Source organism: Campylobacter concisus (assembly GCF_050447485.1).
Taxonomy (GTDB): domain Bacteria; phylum Campylobacterota; class Campylobacteria; order Campylobacterales; family Campylobacteraceae; genus Campylobacter_A; species Campylobacter_A concisus_BQ.
Window position 1 is genome coordinate 942,059 of the sequence record NZ_JALMFY010000001.1, and the last position, 20,397, is coordinate 962,455.

The following is a 20,397-nucleotide window of genomic DNA, read 5'->3' on the forward strand; positions in this document are numbered from 1 at the left end:
AATGCAAATAGACGACACTCTCTTAAATAAATTAGAAAAACTCTCAGCATTACAAATTAATGATGAAAAAAGAGAAGAGATCAAGAAGCAATTAAGTGAAATCGTATCTTTTGTCGATGTTTTAAACGAGCTTGATCTAAGCAGCGATGAGGCCGTAGTTAGCTCTATAAAAGGCGGCACTCCATTAAGAGAAGATGAACCACATTTAAGTGACGTTGTCGATGAAATTTTAAAGCACGCCCCTTCACGCGAAGGACACTTTTTTGCCGTGCCAAAGATCATAGAGTAAAATATGGATCTAATAGAACAACTAAGAGCGCAAAGCTCGGACGCTCAAGCCAAAGCATCAGAGAGCAATCTCTCTGGTGACATCCAAACGCTTCTAAAAACCGTTGTTTTTAATAAAGCCAGTGACCTCCACCTAGTCTCAAGGTCTGAGCCTCAAATAAGGATAGATGGTACTTTAAGGCCACTTGAATTTGGCGTACTAAGCGGCAAAGATATAGAAAATTTATGCTACGCGCTTATCACAGACGCCCAAAAAAGCGAGCTTGAAAACAATAAAGAGCTAGACTTTGCCATAGAGCTTCCAAATATCGGCCGCTTTCGTGGCAACTACTACTACACGATGAATGGCGATCTAGCCGCAGCTTTTCGTATCATACCTATCGATATACCTTCGCTTGATGATCTAAATGCACCACAAATTTTTAAATATATCATCAAACGTGAAAAGGGCCTTATCCTAGTTACTGGACCAACGGGTAGTGGTAAATCAACAACGCTTGCTGCAATGCTTAATGAGATAAATTTAAATTATAGAAAGCACATCATTACCGTTGAGGACCCAGTTGAGTTTGTGCATAACAACAAAAAAGCCCTATTTTCACATAGAAACATAGGCACCGACACGCACTCTTACTCAAAAGCGCTAAAATTTGCACTTCGCGAGGACCCTGATATCATACTTGTGGGCGAGATGAGGGATAGAGAGACGATCTCTACGGCTATTACAGCGGCTGAGACTGGACACCTAGTCTTTGGCACTCTTCACACAAACTCGGCCATACAAACTATAAATAGGATCGTTGATAGCTTCGATGGAAGTGAGCAGCTTCAAGTAAGAAACATGCTTAGCGTTTCGCTAACTGCCGTCATCTCACAAAGTCTGATACCAAAAATAGGCGGCGGAAGGTGCGCTGTACATGAAATTTTGATAAACAACATGGCGATATCAAACTTGATACGCGAAAACAAAGTGCATCAAATTTACTCTCAAATGCAGCTAAATCAGCAACAAACCGGCATGAGCACGCAGACTCAAGCCCTGATGAAAGCGCTAAAAGAGGGCATGATTACAAAAGAAAACGCGCTAGCATACTCAACTAGCCAGCAAGAACTTCAAAATTTAATAGGAACTGTATGATGGATTTAGTAACTTGGTTTGACATTATCATTATCGCCCTTGTTTTGATGCTGGGCGTAAAGGGCATAATAAATGGCCTCATAAAAGAGACTTTTGGGCTCATCGGACTTATCGGAGGTTTAGTTGTTGCTAGCAGGTTTTCAGATGTGGCTGAGGGTTTTATAAGTAAAAATATATATAAATTTGAAAATCCTTCATTTTTACAATTTGTCGCATTTATCGGACTTTGGCTAGTTTTTTGGCTGGTTTGTCTGCTGGTTGGTAAATTTTTATCAAAGATTGTTTTAGTAAGCGGACTTGGCTTTTTAGACAGACTTGGTGGATTTGTTATGGGAAGTGGCAAAATTTTCCTCACATTTTCAGCAGTCGTTGCCGTGATGTCAGGCACTTCGCTAAACAAAATGATCGAGCCATACTTTACAAATAGCAAGGTCTATCCGCTCCTACTTGAAACTGGCAGGTGGATAACAAACGTCGATATGAAAAATATCAAAAATGAACTAGATGAAATGGTAACAAGACCAAAGGATACAAACAAAACTGATGCATTTATATCAATGGATGCAAATGCGAGCACAAACACCGACACAAACGTCACCAAAGGGGAGTGAGATGATAGAAAATTTAGAATACGATGCGTTACTTGAGAAATTTAAAAGGGTACTTCGCGACAACGGCTTAAAGTACACAAAACAACGTGAAATTTTACTAAAAACGCTTTACAACAACGACGAGCACTTTACGCCAGAGAGGCTATATCTTTTTATAAAAGAGACTTACCCTGAGCTAAATATCGGCATCGCAACCGTTTATAGAACACTAAATTTACTAGAAGAATCAGAGATGGTAACATCTATCAGCTTTGGTTCGCAAGGCAAGAAATTTGAGCTTGCCACAAAGCCACACCACGACCACATGATATGCAGAAAATGCGGTCTTATCATAGAATTTGAAGATCCTATGATAGAAAAAAGGCAAATAAGCATTGCAAAAGAGCATGGCTTTAAACTAACTGGCCACATGATGCAGCTTTATGGAATTTGCGAAAAATGTTCAAAAAATAATATAAAGGGAAAGTAAGGTGATATTTGACAACCAACATGAAATTCAAAGATTAGAAAGCATAGATGAGCTTAGAAATTTAGGCATAAATCCATATCCACATTTTCTTAGAAGAGATATGAATATCTCTAAATTTAGACTTAAATTTAACTATATAAAAGATACAGAAGAGAAAAAAGCAGAGGGGCAGCTAGTAGGCCTTGCAGGCAGGATAAAGCTGATCCGTGACGCTGGTAAAGCGGTCTTTGCAAACATCGAAGACGAAAATGGAAATTTACAAATTTATTTTAGCAACAAGACGCTTGATCCAGAGTGGTTTAAAATCGTTAAAAAATATGTAGAAATAGGCGACATCGTCTATGTTAGAGGCTACGCTTTTATAACAAGAACTGGCGAATTTTCAATGCACGTAAATGAGCTTAGCTTAGCTACAAAATCAATTAGTCCGCTTCCAGAGAAGTACCATGGGCTAGTTGATGTTGAGACAAGATATCGCCAAAGATACCTTGATATGATAATGAACCCTGAAGTTAGGGCTGATTTTAAAAAGCGCTCGGTGATTATAAGCACGATTAGAAGATTTTTTGAAGAAAAGGGCTTTTTAGAGGTTGAAACTCCGATGCTTCACCCAATAGCTGGCGGCGCAAATGCTAAGCCATTTGTGACATTTCACAACGCTCTTGGAGTTGAGAGATACCTAAGGATCGCTCCTGAGCTATATCTAAAACGCCTTGTAGTTGGTGGTTTTGAAGCTGTTTATGAGATGAATAGAAACTTCAGAAACGAGGGTATGGATCTAACCCATAACCCTGAATTTACAAGTATAGAGTTTTACTGGGCATATCACAACTACCACGATCTAATGGGCATCACAGAGGATCTATTTAATGTCATTTTAGAAAAACTTGGCATGGAGAAAGTGATAAATTTTGATGGCATGGAGATTGATTTTAGCAAGCCATTTAAACGCATAAGCTATAAAAAAGCCTTAGTTGAGATCGGCGGACTTGCTGAAGATATCGTAAGCGATAAGGCAAAAATTTTAGCAAAACTAAGAGCTGATGGCTTTGAAGCAAACGAGAAGCTTGACCTTGGCCACTTGCAGGCTGAACTCTTTGACAACTACGTAGAGAGCAAGCTCATCCACCCAACTTTTGTCATCGACTATCCGATATCAATTAGCCCACTTTCAAGAAGAAGCGACACAAATCCTGATGTGGCAGAGAGATTTGAGCTATTTATCGCTGGTCGCGAGCTAGCAAATGGCTTTAACGAGCTAAATGATCCAATCGATCAATACAACCGCTTTAAAGCGCAGATCGACGCTAAAAACGCAGGCGATGACGAGGCACATGAGATGGATGAAGACTATGTAAAAGCCCTAGGATACGGCATGCCACCAGTTGCAGGCGAAGGCATAGGCATAGATAGACTTGTGATGCTTCTAACAGATAAAAAATCAATTCGCGACGTTGTTCTCTTCCCAGCGATGAGACCACTAAAAACTGAGATAAAGGAGAATGAAAAATGAGTTTGCAAAGCTACGATAAAGAAATTTTTGACCTAGTAAATTTAGAGCTAAAACGCCAGTGCGACCATCTAGAAATGATCGCTAGTGAAAATTTCACTTATCCAGATGTTATGGAGGTGATGGGCTCAATCCTAACAAACAAATACGCTGAAGGCTACCCTGGCAAGAGATACTATGGTGGTTGTGAATTTGTCGATGAGATCGAGCAAATCGCGATCGATAGATGTAAAGAGCTCTTTGGATGTGAATTTGCAAACGTTCAACCAAACTCAGGCTCTCAGGCAAACCAAGGCGTTTATGGTGCTTTGCTTAATCCAGGCGATAAAATTTTAGGCATGGATCTAAGTCACGGCGGACACCTAACTCACGGCGCAAAGGTAAGCAGCTCTGGCAAGATGTATGAGAGCTTTTTCTACGGCGTCGAGCTTGATGGTCGCATAAACTACGATAGAGTTATGGATATCGCAAAGATAGTAAAACCAAAAATGATCGTTTGTGGCGCTAGCGCATACACAAGAGAGATTGAATTTAAGAAATTTAGAGAGATAGCTGACGCTGTTGGCGCGATACTCTTTGCAGACGTAGCGCACATCGCTGGCCTAGTCGTAGCTGGCGAGCATCAAAATCCTTTCCCATACTGCGACGTCGTAAGCTCAACTACGCATAAAACTCTAAGAGGCCCAAGAGGCGGCATCATCATGACAAACAACGAAGAGTATGCTAAAAAGATAAACTCTTCTATATTCCCAGGCATCCAAGGCGGTCCACTAGTTCATGTCATCGCCGCAAAGGCAGTTGGCTTTAAGCACAACCTTAGCCCTGAGTGGAAAATTTACGCTAAACAAGTAAAAGCAAATGCTAAAAAACTTGGCGAAGTGCTAATAGGCAGAGGCTTTGATCTAGTAAGTGGCGGCACTGATAACCACCTAATCCTAATGAGCTTTCTAAACCGCGAATTTAGCGGAAAAGACGCAGACATCGCTCTTGGAAATGCTGGCATAACTGTAAATAAAAACACAGTCCCAGGTGAGACAAGAAGTCCGTTTATCACAAGCGGCATACGTGTAGGCAGCCCAGCCCTTACAGCTCGTGGTATGAAAGAGGCTGAGTTTGAGCTAATAGCAAACAAGATCGCTGACGTGCTAAGCGACATCAACAATGCATCTTTACAAGAGAAGACAAAAGCTGAACTAGTTGAGCTTGCTCATAAATTTATAATCTACGATAAAGCGACATTTTGATGCAAAGTATTGATACATCTCTTATAAAGATAATAACGACCCACTACTACATCAAACGTGACACGATCGTCAATAAGATAGAGTACAAGGGTAAAATTTTCTTTGATAAATTTGAAAAGATCAACGAACCACTAACTTATAGTGTCATGAAAGAGCATGAGGAGGGCAAAGCTATAATCGCCCACTCGCTAATCAATGCAAGTGATAAGGTCGAAAATATAGTCTTTGACTACAACGGCAGAACTCCAGATAGGTTTTGGCATAGAGCTCAGCTTCTTTTAAGAGAAGAAGGCTTTATAAATTTCACAGCCTACGAGACCAAGACGCCGGGACATTTGCACCTTTATGTGCATAAAGGTCACACTACGCTAAATGAAGCTTGCACACTTGCAAATATGCTAAGTGCAAAGCTCTCACAAAAGTTAGCCAAAGAGTGGAGAATGTTTCCTAATCAAGATATGCCAAAAGAATTTAACATCCTAACTTTGCCATATAACCTCTATCAAAAAGAGCGTGGGGCAAGTTGGTCAAAATATATGTAAGGAGAAATAATGGAAAACGAAGAGTTAAAAGATATACTTTTAGAAAAAGATGATGAGGCAAAGGGTGCAAAACTAAAGAAACTTCTTATGTTTATAGCAGCTCTTGTTATACTTTTTTTAATCATCATCGTGGCCATGAAGCTTATAAACTCAAGCGACTCGACACAAGCACAAAATGAAGCCGACTCAAGGCTAGTTCTGCCTCCAGTGCCAGCAGAGCAGCCAGTCGATACACAGGTGCCTGCGCAAGATACAAATTCAGATGTTAAAAAAGGCGATACTCAGCTTTTCGAGCAAGTACCTATCGTGCCTGAAAACAAGCAACAAGATGATTTTGAAGATATGATCAAAAAGCTAAAAGATAAAGAAGGTGCAAAATCAGCTCCTAAAACTGAAGAGCCAAAAGAGGTGGTAAAAGCTGTCGAGCATCCAGCTGAAGCGCCTAAAAAAGCTGAGACAAAGGTAGAGGCTCCAGCTAAAAAAGCTGAAACAAAAAGCGAAGCTAAAGTAGAGAAAAAGGCTGAAACAAAGCCAGCCAAAACTGAGGCAAAAGCAGAGAAGAAAGCTGAAACTAAACCTGAGAAAAAACCTGAAACAAAGGTAGAGAAAAAGGCTGAAACTCCTGCAAAAGCAGAAAAAGCTGAGAAAAAAGCTGAAGCTCCAGCAAAGGCTGAGAGCGTCGCAAAAGGCTCTTATGTTCAAGTATTTGCAACTAGCAAATTTAACCCAAATGCCGACTATATGAAAAAAATAGCAGCTAAAGGATATAGCTACAAGACTATAAAAGCTGGCGAGCTAACTAAAATTTTAGTTGGTCCATTTGATGAAAAAGGGCTACAAAAAGCTGTAAATGACATAAGAAAAGATGTCAATAAAGACGCTTTTGTCTTTAGAGCAAAATGAAAACCTTCGCAGTTTTTGGAGATCCGATAGCTCACTCGGTATCTCCAAGACTACACAACAAAGCCATTGCCGATCTAGCTCTTGATGCCCTATATACTAGGGTTTTGCTAAAAGATGGCAATGAGCTAATCAATAAATTTAAATCCTTAAAACTAAACGGCGCAAATGTCACACTCCCGCATAAAGAATTTGCTCTAAATTTAGCCGATGACGCCTCAGAAGTAGCACGTAAAATAGGCTCTGCAAACACCTTGGTGCTAAAAAATGAGAAAATTTATGCCTACAACACTGACGCACCTGGCTTTTTAAAAGCGATATCAAATTTCAAAGAGGCAAAAAGCGCCATCATCCTTGGAGCTGGAGGCACTGCAAACGCCCTAGCCTACGCACTTAGATCACAAAACATAGATGTTTGCATACTAAATAGAAGCAAGGCAAGACTTGATAAATTTAAAGATCAATACGAGTGCTTTAGCTGGGATGACTATAAAGAACACAAATTTGATCTAGTGGTAAATTCGACCTCAGCAGGGCTAAAAGATGATCTTTTGCCAGCACCAAAAGAGATTTTAGATGGCATTTTAAAAAGCGCTAAATTTGCATTTGATGTTATTTACGGCAAGCAAACGCCATTTTTAAAAGAGGCAAAAAGGCAAAATTTAGCATGCAAAGACGGAGCTGATATGCTCTTGTATCAAGCGGTTTTAGCGTTAAATTTATTTTACAATGGCAGCCTTGATGAGAAAAAGATAGAAATTTCTATGCGAGAGGCTTTGAGTTTATAAGGCTTGCAAGACTACATCGTTTAAAATCAATGGAAAAATCATCAAACTTGATAAATAAGGCTCTAAAGCTTAGCGATATAAATTTTAACTCCTTTAGCCATTCTAAAGCGCCTTAAACTACGATGATACTAACTTGAGCGATGAAACGCTTGAAGTAAAAACTTTGCACGATAAATTTAAAAAGCTAGGCATCTTACAAGAGCCAAATGAGCACTTTGACCTTGGTTTAGATGGTGAGATTTTGCTACCTGCCATCTGCCTTAGGATAGATGCTTTGAAATTTGATGAGATCAAAGATCTAGCTAAACTACTCATGCTCTATACATACTCCTTAAACGAGTGGTGCTTTTTCATCTTTCCAAGCCTAAATTTAGCGCTTTATCCGCATGATGAGAGAGGTTTTGGATGTATCGGACTAAATGACGATACAAAAAATGAGAGAGAATTTCTGGGATTTTGTAAAAAAGAGAAAAATGCAAAGGTTGTTTTAAAAGAGCAAAATAGCAAATAAATTTTAAAATCACACAAAACTAAAAGCCCTCCCTTGCCGAAGCAAAGGAGGAAAATTTTTACTTTTCAAACGCTTTTTGCAAGCTAAATGGAAATGCCTGATAGCCCATAGCATTTGTCATCTTTATCTCGATGCTAGGCTCTTTTGCACCCCACTCAAACTCATCGATGTGCGGGCTAGGAAGTCCTACTGGGCGACCTTTTGCGATGTCAAACTGCATGCCAGCAACAGCTGAATAGACCATCACGCTATCAAGGTCATCTTGATACTGCGTAAGGCTAGTAACCGAGCTATACCACTCTTTGCCGCGCTCTTTGCCGTACTCCCAAATTTGCTCGATAGTCTTTTTATTCTCATCGATCTTATAAACGACCGCACGAGAGTACTTCATGCCAGCGATGGCTGGTTGCTCCATACCCCTTGTGTCGCCGTTGTCAAAGACACTTAGATAAATTTCGCCTTTTTTAGACTTGCTATCTATCCTAAATGCTGTGTGCTGCGTCCATTGCCAGTCAAAGCCACCTTTGTCGCTCTCGTATCCTGGGCATTTTGAGTACTCATCTTCGCAGACGATCTTATTGCCTTTGCTATCAACTGGCTGAAGGAGTTTATCTTTAAATTTATCGCTCCAGCCCTTGTGAGCGCCCATGATCCATTTTACTTGTTTGTCACGGCCGATCTTTATAACTGCGTCTTGGTGGCGGCTTGAGATGATGATGCTATCATCGCTTGGGTCATAATCCACGCTATTTACGTGCGCCCAGTTGCGTCCTGGACCTGCTCCTACGATATCGCCCCATTTATCGTGCGTATCCATAGACTGAAGCTCATCAGAGCTTGCTGTGTGGCCTGCTTTTTTAGCGTCTATGTTTAAGCAAACTGCGCCTTGATCAAGTGTTTTTAGCACGATATCGCGGTAAGGATCGAGGATTTCATATAGTCTAAAGTCATCAACCACGTTGCCGTCGCGGTCAAGCTCGACGATCACGTCACGCACTGTTCTTACGTTTTTGCCATCAGCCCTTTTGTAGTCGGCATTTGCCACGCGCAAGAAGTAGTGTCCGTTTTGTGCTACGTCCATTGAGTGAGAGAAGTCGTTGTAGCTAGCTGGTAGCTCGCGGTTGAAAATTTCTCTACCCATGATGTCGTATTTTGCGTATCTTTGGCCGTATCCCCAAGTCATAGCACCATCGTCATTTTGTTTAAAGCCCATCATTACGCCAGCGTGAAATGGCTGTTTTAGGTCGTAAATTTTGCTTGGCTCAAGGTACCATCTAACCTCGCCTTTTGTATCAAGGATGAAGTTATTTGGGCTGTAGTTCCACTCGATCGCACCGCCAGCTGGGTTGTTCCAAACGACTTTTGTGCCCTTGCCTGTTTTATTTACAAAGTTATTTACATAGTAGAGACGGTTTGCAAATTTAGCACTTGCTGGCTTAGTAACCTCGATCTTATCAAATAGCGCGCCCTTTTGATTTGGCGTGCCAGCACTCTCTAGGTAGATAGCTGGGGCGTAAATTTTATAGCTCTCTTTTATATGCTCAGTCTTGCCCTTGTAGCTCTTGTCGTACTCGACCTCAACGGTGTTTTGATAGTCAGGATACATGCCAAAAACTGGGATGCCGCCATGTGTGCGAAGATGCTTGTCAGCCACTTTGTAGCTTATCACCTGACCGCCTTGCTTTGGCACGATAGTGACCTTAGCGTTGCTTAGTGTGTAGCCGCCATTTTTGATGACTGCTGTAAGTGGTGCTGTGTCATAAGGATTTACCACTACTTCGCCGATAGCTCCGGTAATAGCGTAGTCAAGCTTAGCTCCGCTTGGACCGCCTATCGCAAAAGCGCTCGAGCAAAGCACAGAGGCTAGTGCAACACAACTCAAAGTCTTTTTCATAACATCTCCTTTAGATAAATTTTATAAACTCTACTCATAAAGCTTATAAAATTTAGAAAAAGCCTTGGCAAAAACCAAGGCTTAAATCAGTAAAAGGAATAACAAAAATGATTTGCTTTGTGTGTAATTGTAGTAAATCTTTATAACATAAATTTCACGCTAAAGTTAATACTAGCTTAAAATTTAAAAATATATTTAAAATTTATTAAATAGCGTATTCAACCTCGTTATCTTCGCCATTTATAATGTCAAATATAATAAAAAATGATGCTAGCAAATTTACCTAGTCTTATTACTACTTTACCTCTCTTAAAAACCTATGTTCTTTAAAAAATTTTCGGAGTGATTTTTGCTCTTTTGGGCCTATTTTGTAGCTTATAAATTTAAGATACCACTTGATATCTTGCTCGCTTATATCGCGACTTTTGGCGTAGCTAGCCAAGATATAGTTTGGGATTTTGACATTTTTTTGCAAAAATTTTGCGACTAGTCTTTTGTAAAACGAGCCATTTTTTACGTAAGAAAATCTACCAAAAACAAATGGCAAATTTGTCTTTTCATGCCAAATTTGACCAAGGTCGTAAAAGCACTCTTTACCCTCGCTTAAATATGCCTTTAGCGCGCGATCGCCTATGATCACCTCGCCTTTTAAATGAAGTATATTTGCTAGGGCGTTTGAGCTAGCTGAAGCTGGGTCAAATTTCATAGCGGAGTTTTTTCGAACAAGCACGCTTTTTACATCTTTTTTGGCGACTATGCCAAAATTTAGTTTCTTTAAATTTGCCTTTTTGCCAGCTATGCTTGAAATGACCGCAGCGTCGATCTTTCTGGCGTTTAGGGCTCTATTTAGCTTACTCGGCACGCCCTTTTTAAACTCGATCGCCTTTTTGATCTGAGTTTTGAGCGGAGCTGCCTTTAAAAATACGTGAAATGGGAGTAAATTTAGATAATCAATCTTTCCAAATATCATCTTTTATCTTTTACTAGCTCAAATTTAACCAGTTCATTTTCTGCGCAAACGTCCAAAAATAGCGCTACCAAGCTCTCTTTTGTACTCTTATCCAAAGCATTTTCATTTTTTAGCTTTATAAGAGTTGGCTCGTTTATCTCACAAAGGCAGTCAAAAAGCGCGTCTAAATTTCTGCCGTAGTGCTCTGGTAGGTCAAATTTCTTCGCCAGATAGTCGTGCATATTCTCTTTTTCGACCATCTTTTTGGCGTCTAAGCTCACATTTTTCATTGCATCCTCTTCTCATAAAGCAGGTAAAAATGCTCGTAGTGATCTGGCGTGTAGTATATGAGGCCGTCGTTTGAGTACACTATCCGCTCAGCGCCGCGTCTGCCGCCTTTATAGTTCACGTCGCACTCAAACCACTTCCTGCCGTCAGCCTCAGGCAGCCTCTTTTCTCTATTTGAAAATCTATCCCCACCTATGCTTTTACCACCGCTTATCTGCCATAAATTTCCGCTTTTTGCGTCCCAGCCCAGAGCCATCGCATCTTTTTTGGTTATGAAATTCTTTGGCAGCTTGTTAAATTTATAGATATAAAGTGCGACCTCGTCTTTTGAGGTATATGAGCCCTCAGCCTCTAGTTTTAGGCTCTTTTGCCCCTCTTTATTAAGCTGCTCAAGTAAAATTTGAGCGTTTTTATTCGCCTCGCCGCCCTCTTTTGAAAAAAAGAAAGTGCCAACTATGATAGCCAGCACAAAAGCAACTAAGGCTGGCAAAAGTCTTTTGTTCAAATTTAGCCCTTAAAGCGTGTTAAAAACTCTATCGCCAGCGTCACCAAGACCTGGAACTATATAGTTTTTCTCATCTAGTTTCTCATCTATCGAGGCTGTATAGACCTCAACGTCTGGGTAAATTTCACTAAATCTTTTTAGCCCCTCAGGTGCAGCGATGATGGAGATAAATTTGATCTCTTTAACGCCCTTTTCACGCAAGAATTTGACCGCGTCTATCGCCGTGCCACCTGTTGCAAACATAGGGTCGATGATGATAGCCATGCGCTCTTTTGCGTCCTTTGGAAGCTTTGCGTAGAAAAACTCAGCCTGCGCTGTCTCTTCATTACGCTGAAAGCCCAAAAATCCCACGCTCGCATCTGGAATGATGGTAAATACGCTATCAAGCATACCAAGAGCTGCTCTTAAAATAGGGCAGATCATCACCTTTGTAGTGAGCCTTTTTGCGTCTGCCACCGCAACTGGTGTTTGGACTTTGACATCTTTTACCTTTAAATTTCTAGTCGCCTCAAAGATCATAAGGTAGCTGATCTCATCAACTAGCATGCGAAACTGAAAAGGCTGGGTGTTTTTATCACGTAAAATGGTTAATTTATGCTCGATCAATGGGTGTGAGATGAGCTTCACGTTTTGCATTTTTTGTCCTTAAATTTACTGTTTTTACAAGGTTTGTCTTTTACAAAATGCCAAGAGAAGAATTTAGCCCAAATTTGGGCTAAATTTGATTAAAAACCTTTTGCAAGTTTGGCTCTGTAAGCCTCAACGTCAAAATCTTTTACTCTTGCTACGCCGTCATCAACTGCAGCTTTTGCAACCGCTGGAGCGACCGCTGTTAGCACGCGCTTGTCAAATGGTTTTGGGATGATGTACTCTTTGCCAAATTTTAGCTCGCTAACGCCACTTGCCTTTAAAACTTCAGCTGGCACTGGCTCTTTTGCAAGCTGCGCAAGCGCTTTAGCTGCAGCCATTTTCATATTTTCAGTGATCTTTTTAGCCCTAACATCAAGCGCTCCTCTAAAGATAAAAGGAAAGCCCAAAACGTTATTTACTTGGTTAGGATAGTCGCTTCTGCCTGTGCCCATCATAACGTCATCTCTTACAGCTACAACGTCCTCTGGGAAGATTTCAGGCACTGGGTTTGCCAAAGCAAAGATGATAGGCTCTTTGTTCATCGACGCAACCATCTCTTTTGTCACAACGCCAGGCTTAGAAAGACCTAAAAACATATCAGCGCCTTTCATCGCATCAGCTAAAGTCCTATCCTCGGTCTCAAGCGCAAATTCAACCTTTTCTGGAGTTAGGTCTGTTCTTTTTGAGTGGATGACGCCTTTGCTGTCTATCATCACGATGTGTTTTGCGCCAAGTGCTTTATACATCTTTGCGCACGCGATGCCAGCTGCACCAGCGCCGCTAACTACGATCTTTATCTTAGATATATCTTTACCAGAAATTTCCATCGCATTTATAATGCCAGCGCTTGTTATCATCGCTGTGCCGTGCTGATCGTCGTGCATTACAGGGATATCAACTGCTTCTTGAAGCTTTCTTTCGATCTCAAAGCACTTTGGAGCGCGGATATCTTCTAAATTTATACCGCCAAATGTCGGAGTAAGAGCCTTGCAAATTTCAACGATCTTATCAGGATCATGCTCGTCTAGCTCGATGTCAAAGGCATCAACGTTTGCAAATTTCTTAAATAGCACCGCCTTGCCCTCCATAACTGGCTTACCAGCGATAGCGCCGATGTCACCAAGTCCAAGAACAGCCGTGCCATCAGTGATGACAGCTACTAAATTTGCCTTATTTGTATATTTATAAGCTAGTTCAGTGTCAGCCTCTATCTCTTTACAAGGCTCAGCAACGCCTGGTGTATAGGCCATTGAAAGGTCTCTTGAAGTCTCGCAAGGTGTCTTTACCTTGATCTCGATCTTACCGCCTATGTGGTAGTTTAGTGCCTCTTCTTTAGTTACATGTGTCATTTCTCTTCCTTTAATAAATTTTGTATTCTGTTTTTGATCTCGTTGCTACCTACTACTTCAAGCACTTCAAAGATACTTGGGCTCACGCTTGAGCCAGTTAGCGCTATCCTTAGAGCCTGAGCTAGGTCTTTTAGTTTTAAGCCATTTTGCTCTAAAAATTGATTAGTTAGCTCCTCGTAGCCCTTTGCGTCAAGGTCGCGGTCTAAAATTTGAGCAAATTTCGCCAAAATTTCTTTGCTATCTTCATTTATAAATTTAGCCCAAGCTTTCTCGTCATAGCTTTTTGGAGCGTTGATTATCGCATTTGCGCTATTTGCCATTTCGATTAAGGTTTTTGACCTCTCACGGAGTGAATTTAGTAGTAGCTCGCCCTTTACCAAAGCCTTAAAATCCACGCCAAACTCGAGCATATCGTGCGCTAATCTCTCGTAAGGCAAGGTCTTGATGTAGTGAGAATTTAGCCAATCAAGCTTTTGGGCGTTGTAGGTGCTTGAGCTTTTGTTGATATCGTTTGGATTAAAGTATTTAAGCATATCTTCGATAGTAAAAATCTCATCATCGCCGTGACTCCAGCCAAGACGAACGAGAAAATTTAAGAGCGCTTCAGGCAAGTAGCCCATCTTTTTATACTCCATAACGTCAGTTGCGCCGTGCCTTTTGCTAAGCTTTTTGCCGTCCTCGCCATTTATCATCGCGACGTGGTAAAATTTAGGCGTTTTAAAGCCAAGCGCCTCGTAAAGAACGATCTGTTTTGGGGTATTTGAGAGGTGATCGTCGCCACGAATAACGTCTGTTACGCCCATTAGCGCGTCATCTATCACGACCGTGAAGTTGTATGTTGGCGTGCCGTCGCTTCTAGCGATGATGAAGTCGTCTAAGATATCTTCAACCTTAAATTTAACCTCGCCCTTTATGCCGTCATGTATGACGATCTCGCCGCTAAGTGGGGCTTTTATACGGATAACTGGCTCGATGCCAGCTGGAGGCGTGCCTTTAAAATCTCTATATCTATTATCATATTTTGGGCGCTCTTTTCTAGCCTCTTGGCTGGCTCTAAGCTCCTCAAGCTCCTCTTTGCTCATGTAGCATTTGTAGGCTTTGCCCTCATCAAGTAGCTTTTTAACATACTCTTTGTAAAGATCAAACCTCTTTGACTGATAGGTCACTTCGCCGTCGTGATCTAGCTTACACCAAGCAAATGCCTCTTTTATGGCTTGTGTGGCTTCTTCTGAGTTTCGTTTTAAGTCAGTATCTTCGATGCGAAGTAGAAATTTTCCATTATTAGCTCTTGCGTATAAATAATTATAAAGAGCTGTCCTAAGTCCGCCTATGTGTAGGTATCCAGTAGGCGACGGAGCAAATCTAGTAACTATCATTTTGTGCCTTATTTTTATGTTATAATTGCCCAAAATTATATTTATTAAATACTTAAATAAAGGTTTCATTATGAAAAAATTGCTCTTTTTGGCTGCTGGCGTGTTAAGTGCCTTAAATTTATATTCAGCTCAGATGATAAATGGCATCGCAGCTATCGTGGAGAACGAGCCTATCACGCTTTACGAGGTTTATAGCTTGAAAGAACAGCTAAAAACAACAGAGCAGGACGCTTTAAATTTGCTTATCAGAGATAGACTTGAAGATGCACAGATAAAAAACTTAAATTTAAGCGTGACACCTTTTGAGCTAAACGACAGGATCGAAGCGATCGCAAAGCAAAATGGCATGACAAATTCGCAGTTTAGAAGCTCTATCCAAGCTCAAGGCATGGACTTTTTGGACTTTAAAAACAACCTAGAGCACAAGATGCTTCAAGAAAAGCTTTACAAAAGCATAGCTGCTGAGGCTGGCAAAAATATAAATGAGCAAAAAGCAAAGGCGTATTTTGACGCTAATCCTGATAAATTTAAGGTCTTTAGCACCGCTAGAGTCGTAGTTTATAGAGCAAAAGACCCAGATCTGCTTGAAGCTCAAAAGACAAGTCCGAAACTGCTAGATGGCGTGCAAACACAAGAGGTCAGTTTGGACTACCAAAGCATAGATCCAAGGCTTGCTGCGATCATCTCAAGCACAAATAACGGCGACTACACACAGCCTTTGCAAGGACCTGACAGCTTTGATATGTTTTTGGTAAAAGAGAAGATCGGCTCATATACACCAAGCTTTGCTGATATAAAAGATAACGTTATAAACGAGCTTTACCAAGGCGAGCAAGAGAAATTAATGAGTGATTACTTCGAAAAACTCCGCGCAAAAGCAAAAATTCAAATCCTAAGATAACTTCAAATTTAGCCACTTTGGTGGCTAAATTTTCTACCTCATCTTCAAACAAAAATTATTTTAGATCTCGCTTTGTAAAATTTCGGTAAATTTTTTGTTAAAAATTTATTATTCTTTAATCTCATATTTATATAATTTCATAAAATAATAATGATTATTAAAATAGGAGTATATTATGAGATATAAGTTATCCATTGCACTTGCGCTAACTTTTGGTATAAATACGTTCTGCGCAGCAAATAGCACCGATCTAAACAAGACAAATAATGCAACTGTCATTAAAAATAGTACTAATTCAAATGACCAAAATTTAGCAAATGACACCAACCTTTCAGAGGTGCAAGTAGTAGGCGATCTTTCAAAGACTGAAGGCACTGGCTCATATACAGCCGATAGGATGAACACCGCAACCGGACTAGGTCTAAGCATAAAAGAGACACCACAATCAGTCTCTGTCATCTCAAATCAGCTCATAAAAGATCTAAATTTAAAAGATGTAAATTCGGCTTTGCAATACGCCCCAGGAATTGCTGTTAGAAACGATACAGGACGCATTAGGATAAATTCACGTGGTTTTGACGTAGATAACATACAAGAAGATGGCATCGCATCATCAGTCTCTTCATCAGTTCAAGGACCACTTGGCTATTCTAAAGAATTTACAGATCTTGAGTTTTACGATAGAGTCGAAGTTTTAAGAGGTGCAGCAGGTCTTACACAAAGTAACGGCGAGCCAGGCGGCACTGTAAATTTAGTTCGCAAACGCCCAACTAGCGAATTTGCTTTTAATACAAGCCTAAATTTAGGCAGCTGGGATAATTACCGAGGTACGTTTGATGTTAGCAATGCGCTAAACGAATCTGGCTCAGTGCGAGGAAGATTGATTGGAGTTTTAAGTAAAAATGGCACATACAAGCACTACCGTAACGGCTGGCGTGGAGCACTGGGCGGGATATTTGAGTTTGATTTAACTGATAAAACACTGCTTACTGCTGGGCTTATATGGCAAAAGACAAGCGAAGTGTATGATATATACGGCGTACCAGCGCTTGATAAAGATGGCAATAATTTGAATTTGGATAGAAAGAGCTATTTTGGAGCAAACTGGAACAATAGCATCTATGAAAAATATAATGCCTTTACAGAAATTTCTCATCAGTTTAATGATGACTACAAAGCTTACGCAAAGCTAAACTATACAAAAAGCGATGGCATAATAAAATTTGGCTCAATGGGCGGAACAAATCCATATGACCCAGTAGCACCTTCTCATGATATACGCTTACAAAAATACGAAAATGGCTCAAAAGAGGTCAATCTAAAGCTTGGAGTAGATGGAAAGTATGAGCTTTTTGGACAAAAGCATGATATCTTCGTAAATGGCTCACTTAGTAAGGAGAAATTTGTAGAGCATGATATCAGAATGCTAAGTATGTCTTTAGCATCGCTTGGGCTTGGCATATATAACTGGAGCTCTTCAGCCATAGCCGAGCCAAACTGGGGTGGGGCAAATTCAACTTTAAATAAAACTTTTACAAATACAATTTACCAGCAAGCTCTAACAGCTGGCACTAGATATAACTTTAATGATGATTGGCATTTGATCCTTGGCGGAAGATTTGCTAGGGTAAAATATGACAGCTTTAATGAAAATCACAAAACTGGTGTAAGATCTGAAAACACCTATATCACAAAGTCCAAATTTTCACCTTATGCAGGCTTAACGTGGGATTTTTTAAAAGATCATAGCTGGTACGTAAGCTACGCTGAAATTTTTAAGCCCCAAAGTGCAACTGATGCAAACAAAAATGTCCTTGAGCCAGTCGTAGGATACAACATAGAAACAGGCGTGAAGTCTGAGTTTTTAGGAGGTGCGCTAAATACAGCCGTAGCACTCTTTCAAATAATCCAAGAAAATAGAGCCATAACAGATCCAAATAATTCAAACTACTCTATCGCAGAGGGAAAGGTACGAAGCAGAGGTATAGACGCTGAAATTTCAGGCTCGATAACTGAGAGGTGGAGCGTGATGGCTGGATATACATTTAATAAAAGCGAATATCTAAAAAGTGAAAGAAAAACATCATCAAATGTCGATTACAGCAAAGGAGCTGACGCTAAAAAATATATCCCAAGACATATGTTTAAGCTCTATACAAGCTATGAAATACCGCTTGTTGGCACTCAAAAACTAAGCATCGGCACGGGAGTTAGATACCAAAGCAAAACAAGTGGTATCTATATGAAAGATAATATGAGTTCAGGCTCAGCCATAAGCTACTACGTACCAGAACAAAAAGGATACGCACTTTGGGATGCAAATATCAACTACTTGATAAACGACAACTTTAGTGTAGGTCTGATCGTTAAAAACATAACCGATAAGAAGTATTTTTACAATACACACAATAGAACCGCTGGTATGAATAATTTCTACGGCGAGCCTAGAAGCTTTATGCTAAATTTTAACTACAAATACTAAATTTAGTCCCAAGGCTTTTTGGCTTTGGGGTCTTAAAATTTAAAGGAAAAATTTGAGAATTTTAAGGCAGTTTTTTGAAATTTCAGCTTGGTTTTGGTTAGATAAAAAAGCTTTAAAAGCATGGATAATCCTTTCTTTGATGATATTTGCAAGCCTTGGCGTGACAAAGATAGCAGTCTTGATGAATGAGTGGGAAAAACGCTTTTATGACGCACTAAGCGCATTTAACAAGAGCCTGATCTTGCCACTTATGGGAGAATTTTTACTCTACACGCTATTTATCGTAGTTTTCATAGTTTGTGGCAGCTACTTAAAGAAATTTCTCATCATTTCGTGGCGAGAAAGCCTAAGCTCAAAGCTAGAAGATCTTTGGCTTAAAAATTCTAACTTTTACAAGGCTACTCTTGTAGATGCAAATTTTGACAACCCTGATCAAAGGATCGCTGAAGACAGTCTATTATTTGTTCAAAGTAGCGTAAATTTGGTCAAGTCCTTCGTCTATAACATCGCAAATTTAATAGCTTTTGTCTTTATACTTTGGCAAGCTTCTAAAATTTTAATGGTTGATTTTGGTGAAATGCATTTAGAGATAAGTGGCTTTTTAGTCTATATCGCCATCATCTACACGCTCATTTGCTCGCTCATCACTCATCTCATCGGCAAAAAACTAAAACCGTTAAATTTTGACAAACAGCACCTTGAAGCAAACTATAGAGCAAACCTACTAATCCTTAGGGAAAATGCCGAAGCAGCTGCCTTTTTGGGCGGAGCAAAGAGAGAAAAAGGAAGATTTAGGGAGAGCTTTTTAAAAATTGTAAAAAACTACAAAGATATCATCAACACCGAATTTAGACTAGAGTGCTTTAGTGCCAGCTACCTAAAGGTGACAAATCTAATACCAATCTTTGCCTCCTTGCCGCTTTATCTAGCTAAAGCTATGAGCTTTGGCGATATGATGCAGGCAAGAACGGCATTTTATAAAGTTCAAGACGGTCTTGCATGGTTTATGGACTACTACAAACAGATCATGGAATTTGCTGCTAGCGTAGAGCGTATATATACTTTTGTGAATGCACTTAACAACACAAAAGAAAGCAATGTTTTTGACAAAAACGACGATGCCATAACTTGTAAAAATTTAACGATAAAAACTCCAAATGATGAAGTTTTATTTAAAAATTTAAGCTTTAGTTTAAGCCCTGGAAGATGGCTAGTACTAAATGCAAAGAGCGGAACTGGAAAAAGTACGGCTTTTAGATACTTAGCAAATCTTTGGCAATACGGCGATGGCGAGGTAAAGATGCCAAAAGATGGTGTGATGTTTGTGCCTCAAAAAAGTTATTTGACAAAATCAAACCTCAAAGAGCTTATCTCGTACCCAAATGAAAACGCTTTAGCTGATAGTGAAATTTACAAAATTTTAGACAGAGTTGGTTTAGGCAAATTTAAAAATTTAAACGAAGTGTTAGACTACGCAAAGATAATGAGTGGTGGTGAAAAAGAGAGACTAAATTTTGCTAGAGTTTATCTTTTAAAGCCAAAATTTTTATTTTTAGACGAAGCAACATCAGCGCTTGACATTGCTTCAGCGACTAAAATTTTGACAAATTTAAGAAGTGATTTTAAAGAGCTTAGCGTGATGATGATCACACACCAAAGTGAGCTTTTTGACCTTTTTGATGAGGTGATAAAAATCAAGAGTGAGTAAATTTGACTGCAAAGGCAGCCAAATTTATTTAAGCTTTTTTGGTGAAAAATCCAACGTAAATAGCGTAGATAAAGCCGATCACTACGGCATACGGGGCAAAATTTGTGATGCTTGCAAAAAGGACGATAGAGATGACACCATAAAACATCGAAAAGTCACGCTCAAAAATTTTGCTGATAGCTCCCACTGAGCAAAATTTACTTCTTTGCATAAATGCACCATTTTGCCAAGTTTTAGGTCAAAGATAAGTGCTATCAAAAATAAAATAGCAATGATAGTTGGCAAAAGCCCTATCGCCTTTGCAGTGGTTTCAT

Annotated in this window: 21 protein-coding genes; 13 read left to right on the forward strand and 8 right to left on the reverse strand. The window is 39.9% G+C overall.

Annotated features, from left to right (window positions below; translation table 11 throughout):
- The first annotated feature begins 1 nt into the window (after position 1).
- The 10 genes from gatC (at position 2) to MTT29_RS04825 (ending at position 8,001) form a co-directional block, all read left to right on the forward strand.
- Positions 2–289 (forward strand): Asp-tRNA(Asn)/Glu-tRNA(Gln) amidotransferase subunit GatC, encoded by a 288-nt coding sequence (gatC, locus tag MTT29_RS04780; RefSeq protein WP_021085025.1) that lies wholly within the window; start codon positions 2–4, stop codon positions 287–289.
- A 3-nt stretch (positions 290–292) separates the two neighbouring features.
- Positions 293–1,426, forward strand: coding sequence for a type IV pilus twitching motility protein PilT (locus MTT29_RS04785; RefSeq protein WP_021085269.1), 1,134 nt, complete (start codon positions 293–295; stop codon positions 1,424–1,426).
- The gene (locus MTT29_RS04790) at positions 1,426–2,037 is read left to right on the forward strand and encodes a CvpA family protein (RefSeq protein WP_429800457.1); all 612 of its coding nucleotides are present in this window, start codon (positions 1,426–1,428) and stop codon (positions 2,035–2,037) included. Before MTT29_RS04785 ends, MTT29_RS04790 begins: the two co-directional genes overlap by 1 nt.
- A gap of 1 nt (position 2,038) precedes the next feature.
- Positions 2,039–2,506, forward strand: a complete 468-nt coding sequence (locus tag MTT29_RS04795) for a Fur family transcriptional regulator (protein WP_002941362.1) — start codon at positions 2,039–2,041, stop codon at positions 2,504–2,506.
- 4 nt (positions 2,507–2,510) lie between these two features.
- Positions 2,511–4,019, forward strand: a complete 1,509-nt coding sequence (gene lysS, locus MTT29_RS04800) for a lysine--tRNA ligase (RefSeq protein WP_231132548.1) — start codon at positions 2,511–2,513, stop codon at positions 4,017–4,019.
- Positions 4,016–5,260: a serine hydroxymethyltransferase gene (locus tag MTT29_RS04805; RefSeq protein ID WP_429799924.1), complete on the forward strand. Its 1,245-nt coding sequence runs from the start codon at positions 4,016–4,018 to the stop codon at positions 5,258–5,260. Before lysS ends, MTT29_RS04805 begins: the two co-directional genes overlap by 4 nt.
- Positions 5,260–5,802, forward strand: coding sequence for a DUF1882 domain-containing protein (locus MTT29_RS04810; protein WP_002941307.1), 543 nt, complete (start codon positions 5,260–5,262; stop codon positions 5,800–5,802). The genes MTT29_RS04805 and MTT29_RS04810 overlap by 1 nt, the downstream gene beginning before the upstream one ends.
- Positions 5,803–5,811: 9 nt before the next feature.
- Positions 5,812–6,705 (forward strand): SPOR domain-containing protein, encoded by an 894-nt coding sequence (locus MTT29_RS04815; RefSeq protein WP_429799925.1) that lies wholly within the window; start codon positions 5,812–5,814, stop codon positions 6,703–6,705.
- On the forward strand, positions 6,702–7,490 hold the full coding sequence (locus tag MTT29_RS04820) for a shikimate dehydrogenase (protein ID WP_429799926.1): 789 nt from the start codon (positions 6,702–6,704) through the stop codon (positions 7,488–7,490). Before MTT29_RS04815 ends, MTT29_RS04820 begins: the two co-directional genes overlap by 4 nt.
- A 133-nt stretch (positions 7,491–7,623) precedes the next feature.
- Positions 7,624–8,001, forward strand: a complete 378-nt coding sequence (locus MTT29_RS04825) for a hypothetical protein (protein WP_107805556.1) — start codon at positions 7,624–7,626, stop codon at positions 7,999–8,001.
- A 58-nt stretch (positions 8,002–8,059) separates the two neighbouring features.
- Here the strand turns inward: MTT29_RS04825 and MTT29_RS04830 are convergent, their stop codons facing one another.
- The 7 genes from MTT29_RS04830 to gltX form a co-directional block, all read right to left on the reverse strand.
- A complete protein-coding gene (locus MTT29_RS04830; RefSeq protein ID WP_429799927.1) occupies positions 8,060–9,895 on the reverse strand; it encodes an aryl-sulfate sulfotransferase in 1,836 nt (611 codons plus the stop codon).
- Positions 9,896–10,190: 295 nt separating this feature from the next.
- A complete protein-coding gene (locus MTT29_RS04835; protein ID WP_429799928.1) occupies positions 10,191–10,865 on the reverse strand; it encodes an MqnA/MqnD/SBP family protein in 675 nt (224 codons plus the stop codon).
- A complete protein-coding gene (locus MTT29_RS04840) occupies positions 10,862–11,134 on the reverse strand; it encodes a barstar family protein (protein WP_429799929.1) in 273 nt (90 codons plus the stop codon). Before MTT29_RS04840 ends, MTT29_RS04835 begins: the two co-directional genes overlap by 4 nt.
- The gene (locus MTT29_RS04845) at positions 11,131–11,637 is read right to left on the reverse strand and encodes a ribonuclease domain-containing protein (protein ID WP_429799930.1); all 507 of its coding nucleotides are present in this window, start codon (positions 11,635–11,637) and stop codon (positions 11,131–11,133) included. The genes MTT29_RS04840 and MTT29_RS04845 overlap by 4 nt, the downstream gene beginning before the upstream one ends.
- 9 nt (positions 11,638–11,646) lie before the next feature.
- Complete coding sequence (upp, locus tag MTT29_RS04850; protein WP_429799931.1) at positions 11,647–12,273, reverse strand: uracil phosphoribosyltransferase; 627 nt, start codon at positions 12,271–12,273, stop codon at positions 11,647–11,649.
- An 89-nt stretch (positions 12,274–12,362) separates the two neighbouring features.
- Positions 12,363–13,616, reverse strand: a complete 1,254-nt coding sequence (locus MTT29_RS04855) for a malic enzyme-like NAD(P)-binding protein (RefSeq protein ID WP_429799932.1) — start codon at positions 13,614–13,616, stop codon at positions 12,363–12,365.
- Entirely contained in the window at positions 13,613–14,992 is a 1,380-nt protein-coding gene (gene gltX / locus MTT29_RS04860; RefSeq protein ID WP_429799933.1) for a glutamate--tRNA ligase, read from the reverse strand. Before gltX ends, MTT29_RS04855 begins: the two co-directional genes overlap by 4 nt.
- Positions 14,993–15,062: 70 nt before the next feature.
- On the opposite strand from gltX, the gene MTT29_RS04865 reads away from it, so the two are divergent.
- The 3 genes from MTT29_RS04865 to MTT29_RS04875 all read left to right on the forward strand — a co-directional run bounded on the left by MTT29_RS04865 (position 15,063) and on the right by MTT29_RS04875 (position 20,083).
- Positions 15,063–15,893, forward strand: a complete 831-nt coding sequence (locus MTT29_RS04865) for a peptidylprolyl isomerase (RefSeq protein ID WP_429799934.1) — start codon at positions 15,063–15,065, stop codon at positions 15,891–15,893.
- Positions 15,894–16,068: 175 nt separating this feature from the next.
- Entirely contained in the window at positions 16,069–18,375 is a 2,307-nt protein-coding gene (locus MTT29_RS04870; protein ID WP_429799935.1) for a TonB-dependent siderophore receptor, read from the forward strand.
- 52 nt (positions 18,376–18,427) lie between these two features.
- Positions 18,428–20,083, forward strand: coding sequence for an ABC transporter ATP-binding protein/permease (locus MTT29_RS04875; RefSeq protein ID WP_429799936.1), 1,656 nt, complete (start codon positions 18,428–18,430; stop codon positions 20,081–20,083).
- A 28-nt stretch (positions 20,084–20,111) separates the two neighbouring features.
- Here MTT29_RS04875 and MTT29_RS04880 read toward each other — a convergent pair whose 3' ends face one another.
- Positions 20,112–20,294 carry a hypothetical protein gene (locus tag MTT29_RS04880; RefSeq protein WP_429799937.1) on the reverse strand — a complete coding sequence of 61 codons (183 nt, stop codon included), beginning with the start codon at positions 20,292–20,294 and terminating at the stop codon, positions 20,112–20,114.
- Positions 20,295–20,397: the final 103 nt, after the last annotated feature.